This is a genomic window from Rhizobium sp. P2_G9 (genome assembly GCF_056403475.1).
Genome location: NZ_JBFUFK010000005.1, coordinates 186,042 through 206,505, shown reverse-complemented (window position 1 = coordinate 206,505; position 20,464 = coordinate 186,042). Strand labels below are relative to the sequence as shown.

At 61.5% G+C, this 20,464-nt stretch carries 22 protein-coding genes and 1 pseudogene; 11 read left to right on the top strand and 12 right to left on the bottom strand.

Annotated features, from left to right (window positions below):
• Positions 1-11: 11 nt before the first annotated feature.
• The 3 genes from AC1DYF_RS06475 to AC1DYF_RS06465 are packed head-to-tail and all read right to left on the bottom strand — an operon-like array spanning position 12 to position 2,713.
• Positions 12-812 (bottom strand): SDR family oxidoreductase, encoded by an 801-nt coding sequence (locus tag AC1DYF_RS06475; protein WP_477875869.1) that lies wholly within the window; start codon positions 810-812, stop codon positions 12-14.
• Positions 790-1,938, bottom strand: a complete 1,149-nt coding sequence (gene dgoD / locus AC1DYF_RS06470) for a galactonate dehydratase (protein WP_477875868.1) — start codon at positions 1,936-1,938, stop codon at positions 790-792. The genes AC1DYF_RS06475 and dgoD overlap by 23 nt, the downstream gene beginning before the upstream one ends.
• A gap of 19 nt (positions 1,939-1,957) precedes the next feature.
• On the bottom strand, positions 1,958-2,713 hold the full coding sequence (locus AC1DYF_RS06465; protein ID WP_477875867.1) for a FadR/GntR family transcriptional regulator: 756 nt from the start codon (positions 2,711-2,713) through the stop codon (positions 1,958-1,960).
• Positions 2,714-2,922: 209 nt separating this feature from the next.
• On the opposite strand from AC1DYF_RS06465, the gene AC1DYF_RS06460 reads away from it, so the two are divergent.
• The 5 genes from AC1DYF_RS06460 (at position 2,923) to AC1DYF_RS06440 (ending at position 8,543) form a co-directional block, all read left to right on the top strand.
• Positions 2,923-3,906 carry an arabinose ABC transporter substrate-binding protein gene (locus AC1DYF_RS06460; RefSeq protein ID WP_477875866.1) on the top strand — a complete coding sequence of 328 codons (984 nt, stop codon included), beginning with the start codon at positions 2,923-2,925 and terminating at the stop codon, positions 3,904-3,906.
• Between the two features lie 101 nt (positions 3,907-4,007).
• Positions 4,008-5,510 carry an L-arabinose ABC transporter ATP-binding protein AraG gene (gene araG / locus AC1DYF_RS06455; RefSeq protein ID WP_477875865.1) on the top strand — a complete coding sequence of 501 codons (1,503 nt, stop codon included), beginning with the start codon at positions 4,008-4,010 and terminating at the stop codon, positions 5,508-5,510.
• Between the two features lie 14 nt (positions 5,511-5,524).
• Entirely contained in the window at positions 5,525-6,475 is a 951-nt protein-coding gene (araH, locus tag AC1DYF_RS06450) for an L-arabinose ABC transporter permease AraH (RefSeq protein ID WP_477875864.1), read from the top strand.
• 256 nt (positions 6,476-6,731) lie between these two features.
• Complete coding sequence (locus AC1DYF_RS06445) at positions 6,732-8,096, top strand: amidase (RefSeq protein ID WP_477875863.1); 1,365 nt, start codon at positions 6,732-6,734, stop codon at positions 8,094-8,096.
• Positions 8,097-8,099: 3 nt separating this feature from the next.
• On the top strand, positions 8,100-8,543 hold the full coding sequence (locus tag AC1DYF_RS06440; RefSeq protein WP_477875862.1) for an N-acetyltransferase family protein: 444 nt from the start codon (positions 8,100-8,102) through the stop codon (positions 8,541-8,543).
• 65 nt (positions 8,544-8,608) lie between these two features.
• Here AC1DYF_RS06440 and AC1DYF_RS06435 read toward each other — a convergent pair whose 3' ends face one another.
• The 3 genes and pseudogenes from AC1DYF_RS06435 to AC1DYF_RS06425 all read right to left on the bottom strand — a co-directional run.
• Positions 8,609-9,748: an extracellular solute-binding protein gene (locus tag AC1DYF_RS06435; RefSeq protein ID WP_477875861.1), complete on the bottom strand. Its 1,140-nt coding sequence runs from the start codon at positions 9,746-9,748 to the stop codon at positions 8,609-8,611.
• Positions 9,745-10,905, bottom strand: coding sequence for a CaiB/BaiF CoA transferase family protein (locus AC1DYF_RS06430; protein ID WP_477875860.1), 1,161 nt, complete (start codon positions 10,903-10,905; stop codon positions 9,745-9,747). Before AC1DYF_RS06430 ends, AC1DYF_RS06435 begins: the two co-directional genes overlap by 4 nt.
• A 4-nt stretch (positions 10,906-10,909) precedes the next feature.
• A pseudogene (locus AC1DYF_RS06425) lies at positions 10,910-11,106 on the bottom strand (amine oxidase); the annotation flags it as partial.
• Positions 11,107-11,275: 169 nt separating this feature from the next.
• On the opposite strand from AC1DYF_RS06425, the gene AC1DYF_RS06420 reads away from it, so the two are divergent.
• Positions 11,276-12,373, top strand: a complete 1,098-nt coding sequence (locus AC1DYF_RS06420) for a lactonase family protein (protein ID WP_477875859.1) — start codon at positions 11,276-11,278, stop codon at positions 12,371-12,373.
• A gap of 121 nt (positions 12,374-12,494) precedes the next feature.
• Positions 12,495-13,202: an EF-hand domain-containing protein gene (locus tag AC1DYF_RS06415; RefSeq protein WP_477875858.1), complete on the top strand. Its 708-nt coding sequence runs from the start codon at positions 12,495-12,497 to the stop codon at positions 13,200-13,202.
• On the opposite strand, the gene AC1DYF_RS06410 is transcribed toward AC1DYF_RS06415, so the two are convergent.
• From AC1DYF_RS06410 to AC1DYF_RS06390, 5 genes are all read right to left on the bottom strand, one after another.
• The gene (locus AC1DYF_RS06410; RefSeq protein WP_477875857.1) at positions 13,203-13,814 is read right to left on the bottom strand and encodes a hypothetical protein; all 612 of its coding nucleotides are present in this window, start codon (positions 13,812-13,814) and stop codon (positions 13,203-13,205) included.
• Between the two features lie 61 nt (positions 13,815-13,875).
• Positions 13,876-14,613 carry a CbtA family protein gene (locus tag AC1DYF_RS06405; protein ID WP_477875856.1) on the bottom strand — a complete coding sequence of 246 codons (738 nt, stop codon included), beginning with the start codon at positions 14,611-14,613 and terminating at the stop codon, positions 13,876-13,878.
• Positions 14,614-14,625: 12 nt separating this feature from the next.
• Positions 14,626-14,838 carry a CbtB domain-containing protein gene (locus AC1DYF_RS06400; protein ID WP_477875855.1) on the bottom strand — a complete coding sequence of 71 codons (213 nt, stop codon included), beginning with the start codon at positions 14,836-14,838 and terminating at the stop codon, positions 14,626-14,628.
• Positions 14,839-15,060: 222 nt separating this feature from the next.
• Complete coding sequence (locus AC1DYF_RS06395) at positions 15,061-15,786, bottom strand: Crp/Fnr family transcriptional regulator (RefSeq protein WP_477875854.1); 726 nt, start codon at positions 15,784-15,786, stop codon at positions 15,061-15,063.
• A 203-nt stretch (positions 15,787-15,989) separates the two neighbouring features.
• On the bottom strand, positions 15,990-16,487 hold the full coding sequence (locus tag AC1DYF_RS06390; RefSeq protein ID WP_477875853.1) for a hemerythrin domain-containing protein: 498 nt from the start codon (positions 16,485-16,487) through the stop codon (positions 15,990-15,992).
• A gap of 188 nt (positions 16,488-16,675) precedes the next feature.
• On the opposite strand from AC1DYF_RS06390, the gene ccoN reads away from it, so the two are divergent.
• From ccoN to ccoP, 4 genes are read left to right on the top strand one after another with little or no spacing between them, the layout of a single operon-like run.
• Positions 16,676-18,301, top strand: coding sequence for a cytochrome-c oxidase, cbb3-type subunit I (gene ccoN / locus AC1DYF_RS06385; protein ID WP_477875852.1), 1,626 nt, complete (start codon positions 16,676-16,678; stop codon positions 18,299-18,301).
• Between the two features lie 11 nt (positions 18,302-18,312).
• Positions 18,313-18,894, top strand: coding sequence for a cytochrome-c oxidase, cbb3-type subunit II (ccoO, locus tag AC1DYF_RS06380; RefSeq protein WP_477875851.1), 582 nt, complete (start codon positions 18,313-18,315; stop codon positions 18,892-18,894).
• Positions 18,895-18,905: 11 nt separating this feature from the next.
• A complete protein-coding gene (locus tag AC1DYF_RS06375) occupies positions 18,906-19,058 on the top strand; it encodes a cbb3-type cytochrome c oxidase subunit 3 (RefSeq protein ID WP_477875850.1) in 153 nt (50 codons plus the stop codon).
• Between the two features lie 3 nt (positions 19,059-19,061).
• On the top strand, positions 19,062-19,922 hold the full coding sequence (gene ccoP, locus AC1DYF_RS06370) for a cytochrome-c oxidase, cbb3-type subunit III (RefSeq protein ID WP_477875849.1): 861 nt from the start codon (positions 19,062-19,064) through the stop codon (positions 19,920-19,922).
• Positions 19,923-19,984: 62 nt separating this feature from the next.
• On the opposite strand, the gene AC1DYF_RS06365 is transcribed toward ccoP, so the two are convergent.
• Positions 19,985-20,398, bottom strand: a complete 414-nt coding sequence (locus tag AC1DYF_RS06365) for an SRPBCC family protein (protein WP_477875848.1) — start codon at positions 20,396-20,398, stop codon at positions 19,985-19,987.
• Positions 20,399-20,464 lie beyond the last annotated feature (66 nt).

Below are 20,464 nucleotides of genomic sequence, written 5' to 3'. Positions count from 1 at the left end.
GGTTAGCCCATCTAAGCCGGATGCTGCTGTACACTCAGCCCGCCATCGATCGTCAAACAAGTCGCATTCATAAACGGACACTCATCCGAGATCATGAATACCGCAGCCATGGCGATCTCTTCCGGCGTCGCGATCCTGCCGCCAGGATGCAGCCTCATCGTCTCCGCCTTGGCCGCTTCCGGATCAGGAAAACTGTCCCAGTAGTCGATCACTTTCTGGGTGGCTACATAGCCGGGCGCGATCGCGTTCACCCGGACATTCTTGGCCGCGTATTCCAGCCCCAGCGACCTGGTCATGCCGAGCAGCGCATGCTTGGCGAGTGGATAAGGAAACGTATGCGGAATGATGGTGAAGGCATGCGTCGAGGCGATGTTGACGATTGCCCCGCCGCCCCCTTCGATCATCCCCGGCAGCACTGCCTTGCAGCAATTCCAGGCGCCCTTGAGATTGATGTCGAAGCAGCGGTTCCATTCTTCGTCCGTCGTCGCTAAGGGCTCGGCAAAGACATTGACGCCGGCATTGTTGAGCAGTGCATTGATCCGGCCGAGCGTCTTCGATGCCTCTTCGACAGCCGCAGCGATTGCTGCGGCGTCGGTGATATCGGCCGCTCGATAGCCGACGCGGGCGCCATCCGCCTTCAGCGCTTCCGCTTCCTGGGCAAGCAATGCACCGTCGCGATCGACCAGGAAGACACTGCCGTCTTCCCGGACAAATGCCTTGGCCACGGCGAGCCCTATGCCCTGGGCGGCACCGGTGACGAAGATGCGCTTTCCGGTGAGCCGCCCCATCTCACCACTCGGCCACGCTGCCATCCTGGTGGCGCCAGACCGGGTTGCGCCAACGATGGCCTTCCTTGGCGCGCTCGATCACATAGGCCTCGTCGACCTCGACGCCGAGACCCGGCCCCTGCGGGATGGTGACGAAACCATCGGCATAGTGGAACACCTCCTTGTTGGAGATGTAATCGAGGATGTCGTTGCCCTGGTTATAGTGGATGCCGAGGCTCTGTTCCTGGATGAAGGCATTGTGGGAGACAGCATCGACCTGCAGGCAGGCGGCCAGCGCGATCGGGCCAAGCGGGCAATGCGGCGCCAGCGCCACGTCATAGGCTTCGGCCATGGCCGCGATCTTGCGGCATTCGGTGATGCCGCCGGCATGCGACAGGTCCGGCTGGATGATATCGACATAGCCGTCCGACAGGACATGCTTGAAATCCCAGCGCGAGAACAGTCGCTCGCCGAGCGCGATCGGCGTCGAGCAATGGTTGGCGATTTCCTTCAAGGCTTCGCGGTTTTCCGACAGCACCGGCTCCTCGATGAACATCAGCTTGTAGGGCTCGAGTTCCTTGGCGAGCACCTTGGCCATCGGCCGATGCACCCGGCCGTGGAAATCGACGCCGATGCCGATATAGGGGCCGATCGCCTCGCGGATCGTGGCAATGGTCTCGACCGCCTTCTCGACCTTGTCATAGGTATCGACGATCTGCATTTCCTCGCAGCCGTTGAGCTTGATCGCCTTGAAGCCGCGGGCGACGACGTCCTTGGCATTGTTGGCGACGTCGGCCGGCCTGTCACCGCCGATCCAGCTATAGACCTTGATCGTGTCGCGGCACTGGCCGCCGAGCAGCGAATGGATCGGCTGTCCCAGCCACTTGCCCTTGATGTCCCAGAGCGCCTGGTCGATGCCGGCGATCGCCGACATGTGTATCGCGCCGCCGCGATAGAAGCCGGCGCGATACATGACCTGCCAATGATCCTCGATCCGCATCGGGTCCTTGCCGATCAGATAATCAGCCAGTTCGTGCACGGCGGCCTCGACCGTCAGCGCCCGGCCCTCGACCACCGGCTCGCCCCAGCCGACGACGCCCTCGTCGGTCTCGATCTTCAGGAAGCACCAGCGGGGTGGCACGATGTAGGTGGTGAGCTTGGTGATCTTCATGCGATGCTCTCTATGTTGATCATTTTGTACGGCCGATGACCCGCTCGGCCGCCGCGAGATCGCGGCCAGCCAGATCGAGCATACGATTGGAACAGTCCCGCGCCCCGGTCTTGTCGCGCAGGCGCAGCGCTTCGACCAGTTCGCCATGCACGATCACCGCGTCCTCGCGGTCCTCGACGGCGACATTGGAGGCGTGCAGCGCGTAATGCAGTGCTGCATGGATGGCGCTCGACAGGCGCCGGAACACCTGGTTGTGGCTGGCGTTGAGCAGCACCGTATGGAACTGCATGTCGGCCTCGGTGAATTTCTCGGGGTCGCGGCTCGAGTCGCGCATGCCCTGCCAGGCGCGTTCGAGATCGGCGATCTCCTGCGCGCTGGCCCGCTCCGCCGCGAGCTCGGCGGCGGCTGGCTCGATCGTCCGGCGCGCTTCGAGGATGCAGCCGAGCAGGTCGAAATCCCTGATATACGGCCCCATCCATTCGAGCACGTCGGCATCGAGGATGTTCCATTCATCCTTGTCGCAGACCGTGGTGCCGATACGCGGCTTGCCGCGCACCATGCCCTTGGATTCCAGCACTTTCAGGGATTCGCGGATGACGGTCCGGCTCACCCCATAGAGGTCGCAGAGATCGTTCTCGCGCGGCAGCGGCGAGCCGGCCGGATAGCGGTCGGAAAAGATGTCCTCGGCGATCGCCGCCGTCACATTGCGGCGCACGCGCGGCCGGCGCGCAACCTGCGTGCCCTCTGCCTCATCCTGCCGTTCGACCGTATCCAACAATGCCTCCGCTTCGCTTCCCTGGCGGTTTCGAACCTCAATATCCGAATTCGAACCGCTTTGCGACAATTCCTCCAGTGACGACTTTTCGCGATCACCGATTTCCCTTCTATCTAAATCATCATACAAAGGCAATTGACTGGTATGATGATTTAGAATAATTCATTAGACGCTGCCTGGGAGGCAGCCCAGAGATCAGGGAGAGAGACATGCGCTCGTTCAAAGCCGCCATTCTGGCCGGCACATTCGCCATCATGGCGGCCAGCTCCGTATTCGCCGCCGACGTCAAGATCGGTTTCATCGTCAAGCAGCCGGAAGAGCCGTGGTTCCAGGACGAATGGAAATTCGCCGAACAGGCCGGCAAGGAAAAGGGTTTCACCGTCGTCAAGATCGGCGCCGAAGATGGCGAGAAGGTCCAGTCGGCAATCGACAATCTCGGCGCCCAGGGTGCCCAGGGCTTCATCATCTGCACGCCGGACGTCAAGCTCGGCCCGGGCATCGTCGCCAAGGCAGAAGCCAACCAGCTCAAGCTGATGACCGTCGACGACCGCCTCGTCGGCGCCGATGGCAAGCCGCTCGAAGACGTGCCGCATATGGGCATTTCCGCCACCAAGATCGGCGAGGCCGTCGGCCAGTCGATCATCGACGAAATGAAGAAGCGCGGCTGGGACATGAAGAATGTCGGCGCGATCCGCGTCTCCTACGATTCACTTCCGACCGCCGTCGACCGCGTCGAAGGCGCGATCTCCGTGCTGAAGAAGGCCGGCTTCCCGGCTGACAATATCTATGACGCGCCGCAGGCCAAGACCGACACGGAAGCGGCGCTGAATGCAGCCACCACCGTGCTCAACAAGCATGCCGACGTGAAATACTGGGTCGCCTTCGGCCTCAACGACGAAGCCGTGCTCGGCGCCGTCCGCGCGTCTGAATCGGTCGGCATCCCGGCCGCCAACTTCATCGGCGTCGGCATCGGCGGTGCGGATTCGGCGATCAACGAGTTCAAGAAGCCGACCGCGACCGGTTTCTTCGCCTCCGTGATCATCTCGCCGAAGCGTCATGGCTACGAGACGGCGCTCAACATGTATGATTGGATCGCCAACGGCAAGGAGCCGCCGAAGCTGACCCTGACCTCCGGCTCGCTCGCCCATCGCGACGACTACGACAAGGTCCGCAAGGACCTGGGCATCGAATAAAACCCGGGGTGATCCTTCCAGGATGATCACTATCATCCTCCCAAGGTGATTTTTGCCCGGTGGCAGCGTGACCTGCCGCCGGGATGTCTGGCAGGGCAACAATGGCTTTCCTCGAATTCAATCACATTTCCAAGGGCTATCCGGGCGTGCAGGCGCTGAAGGACGTTTCCTTTCCGGTCGAGAAGGGCGCGGTCCATGGCCTGATGGGCGAAAACGGTGCCGGCAAGTCGACGCTGATCCGCGTGCTCTCCGGCGACCAGCATGCCGATACCGGCACGATCACCATCGACGGCGTCGAGCAGAAATATGCCTCTGTTCGCGATGCCTTCCACGCCGGCGTCGTCGTCATCCATCAGGAACTGCAACTGGTTCCGGAACTGACTGTCGCCGAAAACCTCTGGCTCGGCCGCTTTCCCGCCAAAGGCGGGGTGATCAGCGGCCGGACATTGGTCGATACGGTCAAGCAGCGGCTCACCGAAATCGGCATCGACGTCGATCCGAACGCCAAGGTCTCTTCGCTCTCCATCGGCGCCCGGCAGATGGTCGAGATCGCCAAGGCCGTCATGGTCGAGGCCCGCGTCATCGCACTGGACGAGCCGACCTCGTCGCTTTCCTCGCGTGAAAGCGAGATCCTCTTCGAGCTCATCGGCAAGCTCAAGGCCAAGGGCACGGTCATCCTCTACGTCTCGCATCGGCTGGACGAGATTTTCCACCTCTGCGACAGCCTGACCGTGCTGCGCGACGGCAAGCTTGCCGCCCATCACCCGCGTGTCGCCGATATCAGCCGCGATCAGGTGATCGCCGAAATGGTCGGCCGCGAAATCAGCAATATCTGGGGCTGGCGCGGCCGTCCGCTCGGCGAGGTCAGGCTGAATGTCAGTGAGCTTTCCGGCGGCAAGCTGCCCAAGCCGATCAGCTTTTCGGTTCGCAGCGGTGAGATTCTGGGCTTTTTCGGCCTGATCGGCGCCGGCCGCAGCGAGATGGCGCGCCTGCTTTTCGGCGCCGATCATCGCCACTCGGGCTCGGTGATCATCGACGGCGTCGCTGTGGCGTCGAACAATCCGGGTGCCGCCATTCATGCCGGCATGGTGCTTTGCCCGGAGGATCGAAAAGCCGATGGCATTATCCAGGGCCGCTCGATCGAGGAAAACATCGCGATCTCCTCACGCCGGCATTTCTCGCCCTTCGGCATTCTGAGCATGAGCAAGGAAGCCTCGTTGGCCGACCAGTTCATCGCCAAGCTCAAGGTCCGCACGCCGTCGCGAAAACAGGACATCATCAATCTCTCCGGCGGCAACCAGCAGAAGGTCATCCTCGGCCGCTGGCTCTCAGAACAGGGCATCAAGGTCTTGGTGATCGATGAGCCGACACGCGGCATCGACGTCGGCGCCAAGTCGGAAATCTATGAGATCCTCTATGACCTCGCAGCCGGCGGCATGGCGATCGTGATGATCTCCAGCGAACTGCCCGAGGTCATGGGCGTGTCGGACCGCATCATCGTCATGTGCGGCGGCCGTGTGTCGGCCACCGTCGAACGTGCGGATTTCAATGAACGCACCATTCTCGCCGCCGCCCTTCCCGATAAGAACGCAGCAGCCCACTGACAGGAACGATCTCGATGAATTCGTTGAAAAAACTCTTTCTCGGCGAACAGGGGCTGGTGATGATTTTCGCCGCCGCCTTCGTGATCGTGGCGCTGACGGTGCCGAACTTCATGACCGAGCGCAACATGCTCGGCCTCTTACAATCGGTCGTCACCATCGGCATCGTCGCCTGCACCATGATGTTCTGCCTGGCCTCGCGCGACTTCGACCTGTCGGTCGGCTCGACGGTGGCTTTTACCGGCATGATCTCGGTCATGGCCTCCAACGTCACCGGCTCGATCCCGCTCGGCCTGTTGGCCGCCGTGATCTGCGGCGGCATTGTCGGCCTCATCAACGGAGTCGTCATTGCCCGCTTCCGCATCAATGCGCTGATCACCACGCTGGCGACCATGCAGATCGTCCGCGGCCTGGCGCTGATCGCATCGGATGGCCGCGCGGTCGGCATCAACGACCCTGCTTTCTATCAGCTGGCTCTGTCGAAATTCCTCACCATCCCGACGCCGATCTGGGTGATGGCGCTCCTCTTTATCGTCTTCGGTTTCGCGCTCAACCGCACCGTCTTCGGCAAGAATACGCTGGCGATCGGCGGCAATCCGGAAGCCTCGCGGCTGGCCGGTGTCAATGTCGCCAACATGCGCATCTGGATTTTTGCGCTGCAGGGCCTCGTCTGCGCCATTGCCGGCATCCTGCTCGCCTCGCGCATCACCTCGGGCCAGCCGAATGCCGCCACCGGCCTCGAACTCTCGGTCATCTCGGCCTGCGTGCTCGGCGGCGTGTCGCTGGCCGGTGGCCGGGCGGCGATGACCGGCGTCATCGTCGGCGTACTGATCATGGGCATCGCCGAAAACGTCATGAACCTGCTCAATATCCAGGCCTTCTACCAATATGTCGTGCGCGGCCTGATCCTGTTGATCGCTGTCCTGCTCGATAATCTCCGCTCCTCGGCCGCCGGCCGGCGGAATTGATCGGCGGGCGAATTTTCTGGCTGGCCGGTGATCCTGTCACGGCCAAAAGCCGTATAGTCTGATGCGGAGCGCTGACGCCCCTACCGTATGACGCTTCGCGTAACTTGCCGGACACGGGCGGTACCCCATAATGCGCCCGTGTCCATTCGACCATCCGTGCTTTCTGTGCTGATCCGTTCATCCCGTCTTTGCAGTTGACGGATGGATCGCGAGCCTGTTCAAACGGTGCTGCGAACCGGGTATGCGGAGGATAGTCATGGCGGCCAGCAATCAGGGCAAATCGATCGCCCAGCTTTCGGTATTGATCCAGCAAGGTGCGCTCGACCCGGTGGCATTGGCCGAGGAGACGCTCGACGCCATCCGCAATTATCGCGACCAGTCGGTGTTCATCACGCTGACGCCGTTGCGCGCCATGGCCGAGGCGGAAGCCTCTTCGACGCGCATCAAGGCAGGCCGTTCGCTGGGTGTGCTCGATGGCATTCCGATCGCCTGGAAGGATCTGTTTGACCTCGAAGGCATGGTGACCACGGCCGGGTCGAAAGTGCTCGCCCGCGAAAAGCCGGCGGAGACCGATGCGGCCATCGTCGCCAATCTGGCCGCCGCCGGCATGGTCGCGGTCGGCCGCACCAATATGAGCGAATTCGCCTTTTCCGGCCTCGGCATCAACCCGCATTACGGCACGCCGGAAAACCCGCATGCTACCGACGTGCCGCGCATTCCCGGCGGCTCGTCGTCCGGCGCCGGCGTGGCCGTCGCGGCAGGATTGGTGCCGGTGGCGATGGGCACCGATACCGGCGGCTCGATCCGCATTCCCGCCGCTTTCAACGGCATTGTCGGCTACAAGGCCACACGCGGTCGCTATTCCATGCAGGGTGTCTATCCGCTCGCAAAGAGCCTGGATTCACTCGGGCCACTTGTCCGCACGGTGCAGGACGCAGTGTGGATCGATGCGGCGATGCGTGGCGTGACTGCGTCGGAGGTGCAGCGTAGATCGGTCGCCGATCTTTCGCTCGTCGTGCCGACGACCACGGTTTTCGACGAAACGGAAGAGGGCGTGGTCGCTGCGTTCGAAGAAGCAATTAGCCGCCTAACAAAGGCCGGCGTGAAAGTGCGGCGACAGGCTTTCCCGCTGTTTGCCGAGCTTTTCGCGCTGATGGCGGAGCACGGCCCTCTCGTGACGGCCGAGGCCTATGCACTGCATCACGATCGCGTCCTCGGACCGGACGCTGCCAATATGGATCATCGTGTCGTGCTGCGCGTCAAGCTTGGCGAGAAGACGTCGATGGCGGGCTATGTCGATATTCTCAATGCCCGCGAACGCATGATCGCCGACATGGCGAAGACGATTGAACCGGGCGAAATCCTGGTGTCGCCGACGCTGGCACATGTGGCGCCGCCGATCGCGCCGCTGGAGCGTGACGACGATCTTTTCATCCGCGTCAATGCCAAGACCCTGCGCAATACGCTGATCGGCAATTTCCTCGACTGGTGCGGCGTCTCCATTCCCTGCGGTACTGGCAATGCCGGCATGCCGGTCGGCCTGCTACTGTCGGGTCTCCCGCGCACCGACGAACAGGTGCTGGGCGCCGCGCTGGCGCTCGAAGACATTGTGAGAGGTTGAGCCATGTCGAACCACACCGTCATCACTGATATCGACAACCGCCGGGCCGATTGGGATCGCCTCTATGCCGGCTATGCGGCCTTCTACAAGGTCGACCAGACGGTCGAGATGCGTGACCGCGTCTGGGGCTGGATCGGCGAGGGTCGCATCATCTGCCTTATGGCGCTCGATGCCGAGGGCCGGCCGGTCGGTATCGCCCATATCCGCGAATTCCTGCGACCGCTCAGCGCCACCGTCGCCGGCTATCTCGACGACCTCTACGTCGATCCCAACCTGCGCGGCTCCGGCATCGTCGACGATCTGTTCGCCGCGGCGAAGGAACTCGGCCGTTCGCGCAACTGGTCGGTGATTCGCTGGATCACGGCGGAGAACAATTATCGTGCCCGCGCGGTCTACGACAAGGTCGCCACGCGCACCGTCTGGGTCACCTACGACCTCGCGCCCTGAAAGGCTCCAGCCCGCGTGGAAGACGATCCGAATGACCGCTACAAGGCGCCGGCGCTCGCCGGTCTTTACGATGCCTTGAAACTGTCGCGGAACAGCTGGTTGAGATCTGTGACGACCGCTGCTGCCGACTCTCCGCCGGTCAGGCCGGCATTGATGCGATCGGATGCCGCTTGCTGGAACGCCATGTAGCCATTGTGCCGCGGCCGAACCCAGGCGGCTTCCAGTGTTGCCCGCGTGCCGCGGTAGAAATCGGCCGTGGCCGCATTGACCGCGTTATCCTCCCAGGCGTCGGCATGGCCGGGCTGGCCGCCGGAGGCGGCGTAAAGCCCCTTCTGCACCTCGCCGCTGGCGATCCAGTAGGCGAAATCGACTGCTTCCTTCGGCGCCTTGCTGAAAGCCGAGACGGCGATGCCGGTACCGCCTAGCGCCGAGCCCTTCGGGCCATCGCTGCCGGCGACGGGAATGTCGGCGAACTTCAGCAGATTGGGCCTGAAGCCGGCCATCGAATAGCTGACATAGCCATAGCCCAGAGGAGAACAGGCGATGGTCGAGCCGGCTTCGGCCATCCGTTCGTAAACCGCGATCGGGTCCATGCCGAAGCAGGCGGGATCGACGAGGTCGGCGATCTCGCGCATCATCCCGAAGACTGCGGCGCCGGTCTTTGCGTCGATCAGGTCATCCGGCCCACCCGTCCGGCAGGGTTTGCCGAGATTGCCCGAGAGCGTGAAGAAGGTCATCAGCGTATGCGGTGGCCTGAGCGCCAGGAGCACGCGGGCGTCGCGCGCCAGCGCCAGCATGTCGCTCCACGTCTTCGGCGGTTCCCTGATCAAGTCGGGTCGATAGGCCTGCACCTGCGTCGCCGTATCGATCGGGAAACCCCATTGCCGGCCCTGCCAGTTGTAGCTCGGATAGGAGGCGCCGACACTGCCGTCGGCGAGTGCCTTGCGCTCGGCCTCGCGGCCCTCGATATCGAGCGGCAGCAGACATTTCTCATGCGTGATCTGGCCGACATGCGGGTGATCGATGACGATCATGTCGTAGGCCCGCGCCAGTTCTTCCACCGGAAAGCTTTCGAAATCCTGCAGCGAGCGCTTGTCCCATTCGACCGTGACGCCGGTCTTTTCCTTCCACAGCGTCGAGCAGGYGACCATCGGGTCATAGCCGCGCGGATGGTTCCAGGTCATACCTTTCAGCGTCACGCTCATAGGCCGAATTCCTTGCGGATCGCTTCGCTGTGCTCGCCGATGCGCGGTGCCGCGCGGGTGAATTTCGGCCTGACGCCGTTGACCCGTAGCGGTGACCGGGTCGTTGCGATCGAGACATTGTCCTCGCGGGTGACGGTCTGCAGCATGTCGAGCACTTCAAAGCCTTCGCTGGCCAGCAGCTCGTCCCACTTCAACACCTTGGCGCACCAGATATCGGCTGGTTCGAGGATCGCCAGCCATTCGGCGATCGTTTTGGTTTCGATCTTTTCCGAGATCAGCTTCTTGATCTCGTCGCGTTCTGTGAACCAGGTCGAGGGATTGTCGCTGAAGGCGGCCAGTTCCGGGATTTCAAGCAATTTTTCGATCTTGGCGATCGGCGTCATGGCGATCGCCAGATAGCCGTCCTTGGCCGGATAGACGCCATAGGGCGCCGAGAGATAGGCATGCGCGCTGCGGAAGGCGGAACGTTTCGGCAGGCGCTGGCCATCATTGAGATAGGTGGTCAGCACTTCGAACTGGAAGTCGACCAGCGCTTCGAGCAAGCTGGTCTCGACCTTGCCGCCCTTGTTGGTGATGCCGCGGCGGACAAGTGCGGCCAGAATGCCCTGACAGGCGGCCGCACCCGCGAGCATGTCGCCGACGGCGAGCCCGAACGGCACCGGCCCCTGATGCTCGTCGCCATTCAGCCACATCACGCCGGAGCGCGACTGCGCCAGCAAGTCCTGGCCAGGACGCTTGACCCAGGGACCGTCCTCGCCATAGCCGCTGATCGAGGCATAGACGATGCGCGGATTGATCTGGTTGACGGCTTCATAGTCGAGGCCCAGCCGCTCGATCACGCCGGGACGGAAATTCTGGATCATCACGTCGGCCTTGGAGAGCAGGGTCTTCAGCGCCCGCATGTCGTCCTCGTTCTTGAGGTCGATGGCGAGGCTTTCCTTGGCGCGGTTGATGGCATGGAAAATGGTCGAGTCCCCGCCGATCTCGGTGTCGCTGAGATAGAGCCGGCGCGACAGGTCGCCGCCATCCGGCCGCTCGATCTTGATCACCCGCGCGCCGAGATCCATCAGCCTCAGCGAACAATAAGGCCCGGAAAGGAACTGGCTCATATCGACGACGACAAGGCCACTGAGCGGCAATTCGGTCTCGGGGGTCATGGTTTCACTTTTCGGTCTTGCCGACGACATCGTCGGGATTTCTGTATTTCACCGTCTGCAAACGCGCGCAGCAGAGCGCCAGTTCGTGAACATGTCATTGGAAGCGTGGATCAGGCCCACGTCCCTGTAGCCGGGCCTTTTGTCCATGTTGGTGCGGATCGTGTCCCCGATGAAAACCGGCTTGATGAAGCGCAGCCTGTTTTCGACACGCTTCCGGTCTCCTCCGTCGCGCTTTCTTCGGTAATATTCTTATTTGAAGAACATTTTCACATATGGATTTAATTTGCAAGCCCCGGATGAAAATGCGGCTGGACAAAATGCGGCGGCGCGCGGAAAAGCAGCAGCCATGGCACATGTTCGGGAGGAAGAAATGGCTTCGAAATATCTGGCCTTCGTCGGCACGCTCAATCGCGAGGCACCGTATTTCCATGGTGCGCGCGGCAAGGGCCTCGTCGTCTACAGTTTCGACGAGGATACGCTCGCCGTCGAGGAACTGGCGAACGCACCGGAGATCGAGAATCCGACATTCCTGTCGGTCGATGCCTCAGGCACGCATGTCTATGCCAATTCCGAGATTTTCGGCTGGAAGGAAGGCCTGGTCTCCGCCTATCGCTTCGACCGCGAGACGAAGGCGCTTGACTATATCAACATGCAGGCGACGCTCGGCAGCATCACCGCGCACAACATGGTGAGCCGCGATGGCGGCAAACTGATCGTTGCCAATTACGGCACGGGCGAGGGTGGCCCCGACCAGTCGGTCGCGATTTTCGATATCCGCGCCGATGGCGGTCTCTCCGCTCCGGTCGCTAGCACTCGTCAAACCGGAACGGGACCTGATGCCGACCGTCAGGAGCGCAGCCATGCCCACAGCGTCACCGAACTGATCGGCGGCGGACAGGTAGTGGTCGCCGATCTCGGCAGCGATACGCTGACAACCTACAGCCTGAAAGCCGACGGTACTCTGGAACGGCTCGCCGTGTGTGAAACCGCGCCCGGCGCCGGACCGCGGCATGTGGCGCTGCATCCCAATGGCGAACTGATCTTCCTGATGAACGAGCTCGATTCGACCGTTGCCAGTTTCCGGCTCGATCGCGCCAGCGGCGCGCTGACCCAGCTCGATGCCCAGCCGGCGGTTCCGGTCGAAGCGCGTGCGTCCAACTACTGCGCCGATATCCAGATCTCGCCGGATGGTCGTTTCATCTATGGCTCGAATCGCGGCCATGACAGCATCTCGTGCTTCGCCGTCGATGCCGCGAGCGGAAAACTGTCGCTGCTTGGCTTCTTCCCCTGCGGCGGGGCGACGCCGCGCAACCTGGCGATCACGCCCTCCGGCAATCACCTGTTCTCCGCCAACCAGAATGCCGATCGTATCTCAATCTTCGCCCGTGACGCGGAAACGGGAAAGCTCACCGATACTGGCAAAGCGATCGAGGTCGGCACGCCGGTGTGTGTGAAATTCTCGACCTGAAAACGTCACTATACGCACCTGCAGCCGGAGAAATGGTACCCGGCTGCACGGTAAGTTACCTTAAATTCTTTCTTCTAGATTGGCCCTCAGTGAGTCGAACCGAATCGCATGAGGGACAATCATGGTAAGTGCAGTTGCCAGCACATCCACGGCAGCGACGACGACGTCGTCCTCGTCGTCTTCCGACAGCAAGAGCAAGACGGCTGAGTTGAAAGCCGAGCTTGCCGATAAGCAGAGCCAGCTGGCTCAGGCCAAAACCGACCAGGACAAGGCCGAGCTCAACGCAGAAATCACCCAGTTGAAGGCGGAGATTGCGGCCGCTCAGACCACGGGCGATTCGAGCAGTTCTTCTGCTTCGAACGCTTCCTCCAAGACACACAAGTGGGATGACGCCAAGCAGAAGGGCAACTTCAATACTGCCGATAAGGCGTCGCCGGAAAGCAAGATGTCCAGCGCCAACATGGACGTGCTGATGCGCATGGGCCAGCAGGGCGGCATGATGCCTCGCGGTGGCATGGGCGGTCCGCAGGACATTTCGAAAATGTATTCGAACATGGATGGCGACAGCGACGGCAAGGTCACCAAGGACGAATTCGTCTCCGCCAATGCCGACCGCATGGGCAAGGACCAGGCCGCCAAGGTATATTCCGAGATCGACACTGAGAATACCGGCTCGATCACCGAGGACCAGTTCGCCCAGAGCGTGAAGCAACACGATCACGGCGGCGGTAATTGGATGGGACCGCCGGATGGCGGCATGCCGCCGGCTTGGGGCGATCAGTCTGACGACACGACGGCGGATGACTCGACGACGGCGGTCGCCGCCTGATCAGGCGCCTATGGAGCTTGACGTCCGCCGCGATAAAACCAAGCGGATAAGAACAGGACTCAGCAACAGAAGCAGCGCCGCCCCGATTGCATAGAGCGTCGGGCGGTGCCGCGTCAGGTTTTCCCAATGCGGCCGGACGAAATCGGCCGTGTTGAAGCTCTCGCCAGAGAACTGGCAGCCGATCAGCGCCGCCCCGGTGCGCACGACATCGGCATCGATATCGGAAATCAGCGCGTTTGCCTGAGCGGAAACGTCGGGCATGGCGCGCATATGGAAGAGCAGCGCCTTGGCGCCCGACAAATAGGCATGGGCGCATTCGTTGAACGGGCTCATCTCATCGGTGATCGCGCCCGGCGCAATACCCCAGAGACAGTAGGAATATTGGATCGCACCAAAATTCAGCAGCGTCCGGAAAGTCGGATCGGTCTTGTTGACCTGTCCGGCGATCAACAGGATGCGGCTGCGATACTGTGAAATGATCGCCATCTCGCCATGCGAGAGGCTCGGGATGGGGATGCCTGACGTATTGCTCGGCTTGTAATTACCGTGCGCCAGGGCCTGACTAGCCAGAAGCCCCAGGAAAACCGCAACAACGATACGCAGCAATGCCATGTTGGACCTCGCGCCCAAAACAATTCGGCCGCCAAGGTTGGCGGCCGAATCTTGTTTCGCATCAGCGCGCCAAAGACGGCCGATAAGCGCCCCGTTTGATCATCAAGCGCTCGGCAGCCCAGCCGAACAGCAAGCCACAAACGCCCCACAGAGCTGCATGCATGCCGAGATTGGCAAGGCGGAAATTCCACAGCACATAGGCCGAGAAATTCTCTGGAACCTCATTGATCACAGGCAGGAGAGCCTGCACGACAGCGATGAATACAATATAGGCGACACCGGCGGCAATAATGCCGTTCCATGCGCCGAATTTCGCTGCGAGATTGCGAGCCAGCATAAACGCCAGAACCATGCCTGCCACCGAAGCGAGGATCAGAACGAAGAACAATTCGGTGCGAACGCCGATTGTATCCGGGTTGCCGACAGCGGGCGGATTGGCCGGATATTTCAGTTCGGGCACTGCGATCACGGCGATAAAGCCGGCAAGCGCTACAATCGCAGCCGTACCGCGCGGACCAAGCCCGCCGAGACGGCCGTAGGCAAAGGCGAAAGTCAGCGACAGAAGACCGCCAATCGCGGCGCCGATGATGAGTGTGCCATTGAACAGCCCGCTACCGGACTGAGTGGCGCGGCTAACCAATTCTGGCTCCTCGGCCTTATGCTCTTTCTTGGCTTGCTGTTCTTCAAAAGCGATGGCGCGATCCACCATGGGTTCGCCAAAAATCTTGCCGACACCGAATGCCAAAATAGCAGCGAGCAGCCCGACAATCATGCCGCGCAGCAATAGTTGTCCGGTCATATTGGAAACCCTTTAGTGGCAGGGAAATCCGAGCAGGTGACGGGCGTCATGGAAATATTCATGGACTCCCATGCCCGAAATCAGCGAGGTCGCACCTTCTTCGGCACCGACGAAATAGATGCCGATCATCAGGAGAAGGCCGGCGAAGACCGCCCAGGGAAGGACCTGGCCGAGCGGAATCGGAGCCGGGATAGCGATCGTGTTGTTGAAGGTAGTATCGGACATTTCAGTCTCCGTGAATGGCGCGTTCAACCTAGAAGTGACGTTCTATCGCAAATCGGGGTCTGGCTCTCGTCCGGAGACGATGACAGTGGCGCGACCGCGCCAGATTTCCACTGGCTTCCCGCCTGCGATCAAGCAGTCATATCAGTGTGACCCTAGCCCGTCAACAAAAGCCCGGCATGCCGAATTGCGGCGTCGGATGGTGATTTTTTGGCAAGGGGAGGGTCAGGCGCCGCCGGCGACAGTCCGCAGACGGCCGATGTCTGGGACGGTGACATTGCGATTGTCGACGACGCTGATCACGCCGTCCATTCTCAGCCGGGTGATCTGGCGGCTGACCGTCTCGATCGTCAGGCCGAGAAAATCGGCGATCTCCTGGCGGGTCAGCGGAATGTCGAACTCGATCTCGTCGTCGGCCTCCGGTTCGTAGTGCGCGGCCAGCAGGTGCAGGAAACTCGCGACCTTCTCGCGCGCGGTCTTGCGGCCGAGCGTCAGCATCCAGTCACGGGCATCGTCGAGTTCCGCCAGCGCCTGATTGTGCAGCCGATGCTCCAGCTCCGCGCAATTGCCGACCATGCGATCCATCGCCGCCTTCGAGACGGTGCAGATCTCGACATCGGTGGCCGCCTCGGCGGTCAGCGCGCTCTCCTGGGCAAAGGGGCGGCCGAGGAAATCCGGTGCGAATTGCAGCCCGACGATCTGCTGGCGGCCGTCCTGCATCACCTTGGTCAGCTTGACCACGCCCTTGAGGATATTGGCGTAGGAAATCAGTTTCTCGCCCTGGCCAACCAATTCGGCGCCGTGACTGATCTTCTTGCGCACGGTGTAGCGGCTGAGTTCGTGGAGTTGTGCGGGCGTCATCGCGCCGCAGACGCCGCCGCGCCTGGCCTCGCAGGCCATGCAGGTGGCGGGAATGTCTGATTTGCAGGGTTCCTTGCGCAGCGCTTGCATCGATATGTCCTCAAACCTTCCTGCAAGATAAGGGTGCCGGCGGCGTCTGCCAACTGAGACCAATGTCGGACAGTTTTAGCGAGGAATCGGCTGATGACGTTGATCGAGATCAAGGTTGACAGCGATAAAGCCCGTCGGCGCGGGCATTCGCCAGGTCGGTGGTCGTGACGTTGGACGCCTCTCGGCGCCGCGCCGGCCCCCTCTCAGTGGCGGTCCGGGGGTGCAGCGGCTGTCAGGCCGAGCGTGGCGAAATAGTCGCGCTCAAAGGCGATATGGCGCCGCACCGATTCAAAAAAACCCCTGAGCATGTAGCCGGTGGCTTCCATATTGATGTCGCCGCGCCCGGTGGCGAGCATCAGCAGGCGCTCGGCCAGTTCATCGGCGAAACATTCATCCTCGAAATGTTCGAATTTCAACCGCGCCAGCGTCTTGGCGAAATCGGGCGAGGCGAGCATGCGGGCCTCGAATGAGGGGAAGAGGATATTGTCCTCAAAGTGATGCACGCYGCGAATGAGTGGTCCAAGTGCCTTGGCCGCATAGATACATTTCTGGCGATTGACCATTGCCGGCAGGGAATCGGCAATGTCTTCCAGTTCGTCGCAGAGCCGCAATTGCTCGTCATGGGCTCGCTGCCACCGGTCCAACGAAGCGCGGGGTTCGGGCACGGCAGTGGGCTTGTCCGGAAAGCGGATGATTTTCACTGCCTTCTCCTTCGTGCTCCCGGTTGAAATCATCGACCAAGTCTTCGCGAGAAAGGCTGAATTCGCGTTGATCTGGGTCAAGGCCGCCTCTGACCGGTGTGAGATGTTCGGCCGACAGTCGGGAGGTTGGTGCCTCCCGCCGCGTGCCGGCAAGGCCGGCGCGACACTCATTGACGTCGGGGACAACAATGAACAACTATCCGATCGAAACCGCGCTGGTTGCGCTAGGCGCCTTCGTGGTGCTGCTTGCCGCCGGCTTTGCCCATGACAGCCTGTTCCAGGCGCATATGTGGGTTGCCTTCATCACCCTTCTCATCGGCACGATCCTGCTGCTGCGGCGCGTGCGGTTCGCGCCTGCCGGCGTGACCATGCCGGCGCCGGATCGCAGCGGCTATATGGATGATGTGATCCGCTATGGCGTCATCGCCACCGTCTTCTGGGGCGTCGTCGGCTTCCTGGTCGGGGTGGTCATCGCGGCGCAACTCGCCTATCCGGACCTGAACTTCGGCCCTTACTTCAATTTCGGCCGGCTGCGGCCGCTGCATACGTCAGGCGTCATCTTCGCCTTTGGCGGCAATGCGCTGATCTGCACCTCGCTCTATGTCGTGCAACGCACCTGCCGGGCGCGGCTCTTCGGCGGCAGCCTGCCCTGGTTCGTCTTCTGGGGTTATCAGTTCTTCATCGTCATGGCCGCGACCGGCTATCTGCTCGGCATCACCCAGGGCCGCGAATATGCCGAGCCGGAATGGTATGTCGACCTCTGGCTGACCGTGGTCTGGGTTGCCTATCTGATCGTCTTCCTCGGCACGATCCTGAACCGCAAGGAGCCGCATATCTATGTGGCCAACTGGTTCTATCTGTCGTTCATCGTCACCATCGCGATGCTGCATATCGTCAACAACCTGGCGGTTCCGGTCTCCTTCCTCGGCTACAAGAGCTATTCGGTATTCTCGGGCGTGCAGGATGCGCTGACCCAATGGTGGTATGGCCACAATGCCGTGGGCTTCTTCCTCACCGCCGGCTTCCTCGGCATGATGTACTATTTCATTCCCAAGCAGGCCAATCGCCCGGTCTATTCCTACCGCCTGTCGATCATCCACTTCTGGGCACTGATCTTCATGTATATCTGGGCCGGCCCGCATCACCTGCATTATACCGCTCTGCCCGATTGGGCGCAGACGCTCGGCATGGTGTTCTCGATCATGCTGTGGATGCCTTCCTGGGGCGGCATGATCAATGGCCTGATGACGCTCTCCGGCGTCTGGGACAAGGTCCGCACCGACCCGATCATTCGCCTGATGGTCATGGCGCTCGCCTTCTACGGCATGTCGACCTTCGAAGGCCCGATGATGTCGGTGAAGACCGTCAACTCGCTCAGCCATTACACCGAATGGACCATCGGCCACGTGCATTCCGGCGCGCTCGGCTGGGTCGGCATGATCACCTTCGGCGCCATCTATTATCTGACGCCAAAGCTCTGGAACCGCGAGCGGCTCTATAGCCTCCGCCTGGTCAACTGGCACTTCTGGCTGGCGACGATCGGCATCGTCATCTACGCCGCCGCCCTTTGGGTCGCCGGCATCCAGCAGGGCCTGATGTGGCGCGAATATGACAGCCAAGGCTTCCTCGTCTACTCCTTCGCCGAAGTCGTCCGCGCCATGTTCCCCTACTATCTGCTGCGTATCTTCGCAGGCCTCCTCTACCTCGGGGGCGGGCTCGTCATGGCCTACAATGTCTACATGACCGTCAAGGGCTACGAACGCCAGGAGGCGCCGATGCCCGGCGCCCGTCCTGTCGCCGTACCGGCCGAATAAGGGAGCCGACAATGGCCAGTATCCTCGAAAAACACGCAATTCTCGAAAAGAACGCTACGCTGCTGCTCATCGGCTCACTGCTCGTCGTAACCATTGGCGGCATCGTCGAGATCGCGCCTCTCTTCTACCTGCAGAACACGATCGAGAAGGTCGACGGCATGCGGCCCTATACGCCGCTCGAACTGGCCGGCCGCGACATCTATATCCGCGAAGGCTGCTACCTCTGCCATAGCCAGATGATCCGGCCCTTCCGCGACGAGGTGGAGCGCTACGGACATTATTCGCTCGCGGCAGAATCGATGTACGATCATCCGTTCCAATGGGGTTCGAAGCGCACCGGGCCTGACCTCGCGCGCGTCGGCGGCCGCTATTCCAACGAATGGCATGTTCAGCATCTCTCCGACCCACGTTCCGTGGTGCCGGAATCGATCATGCCGAGCTATGCCTTCCTCAAGGACACGCCGCTCGACCTCTCATCCTTCGACGTCAAGGGCAATCTGGTCGCCAACAAGGATGTCGGCGTGCCCTACAGCAAGGACATGCTCGACAATGCCGAGGCCGATACCTACAACGATGCATCCGGCTACCGCTGAGGGAGATTGCCATGAACACCTATGAAGCCATGCGCCATTTCGCCGACAGCTGGGCCATGCTGCTCATGCTGGCCTTCTTCGTGGCGGCGATCGCTTTCGTTTTCCGGCCCGGCGCCAAGCGGCATGCCGACGAAGCCGCCCAGATCCCCCTCAAGGAGGACTAAGAAATGGCAGACAAACATATCGACGAGATCTCTGGCGTCGAGACCACCGGCCATGAATGGGACGGCATCCGCGAGCTCAACAATCCGATGCCGCGCTGGTGGGTCTATACCTTCTATGCGACCATCGTCTGGGCCATCGGTTACACCATCTTCTATCCGGCCTGGCCGCTCGTGCATGAGGCGACCAAGGGCGTGCTTGGCTACACCAACCGTCAGGAACTGTCGCAGGAACTGACGGCGGCGAAGGCCGCGCAGAAAGCGACGCTCGACAAGATCGCCGCCATGTCGGTCAAGGACATCGCCAAGGACCCTGCGCTGTCGCAATTTGCCATGAATGGCGGCGCGGCCGCTTTCAAGATCAACTGCACGCCCTGCCATGGCACCGGCGCCGAAGGTGGCCCCGGCTTCCCCAATCTCAACGACAATGACTGGCTCTGGGGCGGCTCGGTCGACGCCATCTACTCGACCATCTCGCATGGCATCCGATCGGATGATCCGGACACCCGCTTCTCCGAAATGCCGTCCTTTACCGATGTCATTCAACCCGACCAGATCCAACAGGTCGCGGCCTATGTCGTCAGCCTGACAGGCAAGCCGCATGACCCATCGCTGGTCGAGCCCGGCAAGAAAGTCTTCGCCGACAATTGCGCCGCTTGCCATGGCGACGACGCCAAGGGCAAGCGCGAGGTCGGCGCGCCCAACCTCGCCGACGCCATCTGGCTGAAGGGCAAGGGCGAGGATGCGATCATCCCGCAAGTGACAAGTCCCAAGCATGGCATGATGCCGGCCTGGACGGCACGATTGGGAGACGTGACCGTCAAACAACTGGCCGTCTATGTCCATGCTCTCGGTGGCGGCGAATAGTCCGATCGCTGCTGCCGACAGCCCCCGGAAGACCGATTCCGGGGGCTTCTTTTTAACCTGCGTCATGCGGTATGGCCCGCCTCCATCAAGGCCTTGAGTGTCTGCAGGTCCTTGAGGACAAGGGCCGCGTCGGCGGCAAAGGCGGCATCGTCCATGCCCGGCTGGCGCAGCAGTGTGAACATCACCTCAACGCCCTCGCCATTCGGCACGACGCGCAAGGCATTATCAATTTTTGTCCCGTCCTCCAGGGTGACGACATGATCGATGACGCCGAAGGGATTTTCCGGCGCGAACCGCACCCTGATCCTGCCGATCGGTCCGCCATCGGCCATCCATTCGTCGCCGTCCCGGGTGAGATCGTCGGTAAGGCCCGATGCCCAACGCGATATGTTTTCCGGTTTCCCGGCAAAGGCATAGACGTCTCGCCAGTGTCTCCCGATCGACAGATGAACGACATGTGCGGGCATCGTTTTCATGATGAGGCTCCCTGTTGAAAATGTTGACCGCTGTCCGGTAACTGCTTCAGTCGCGGCACCGTAGAT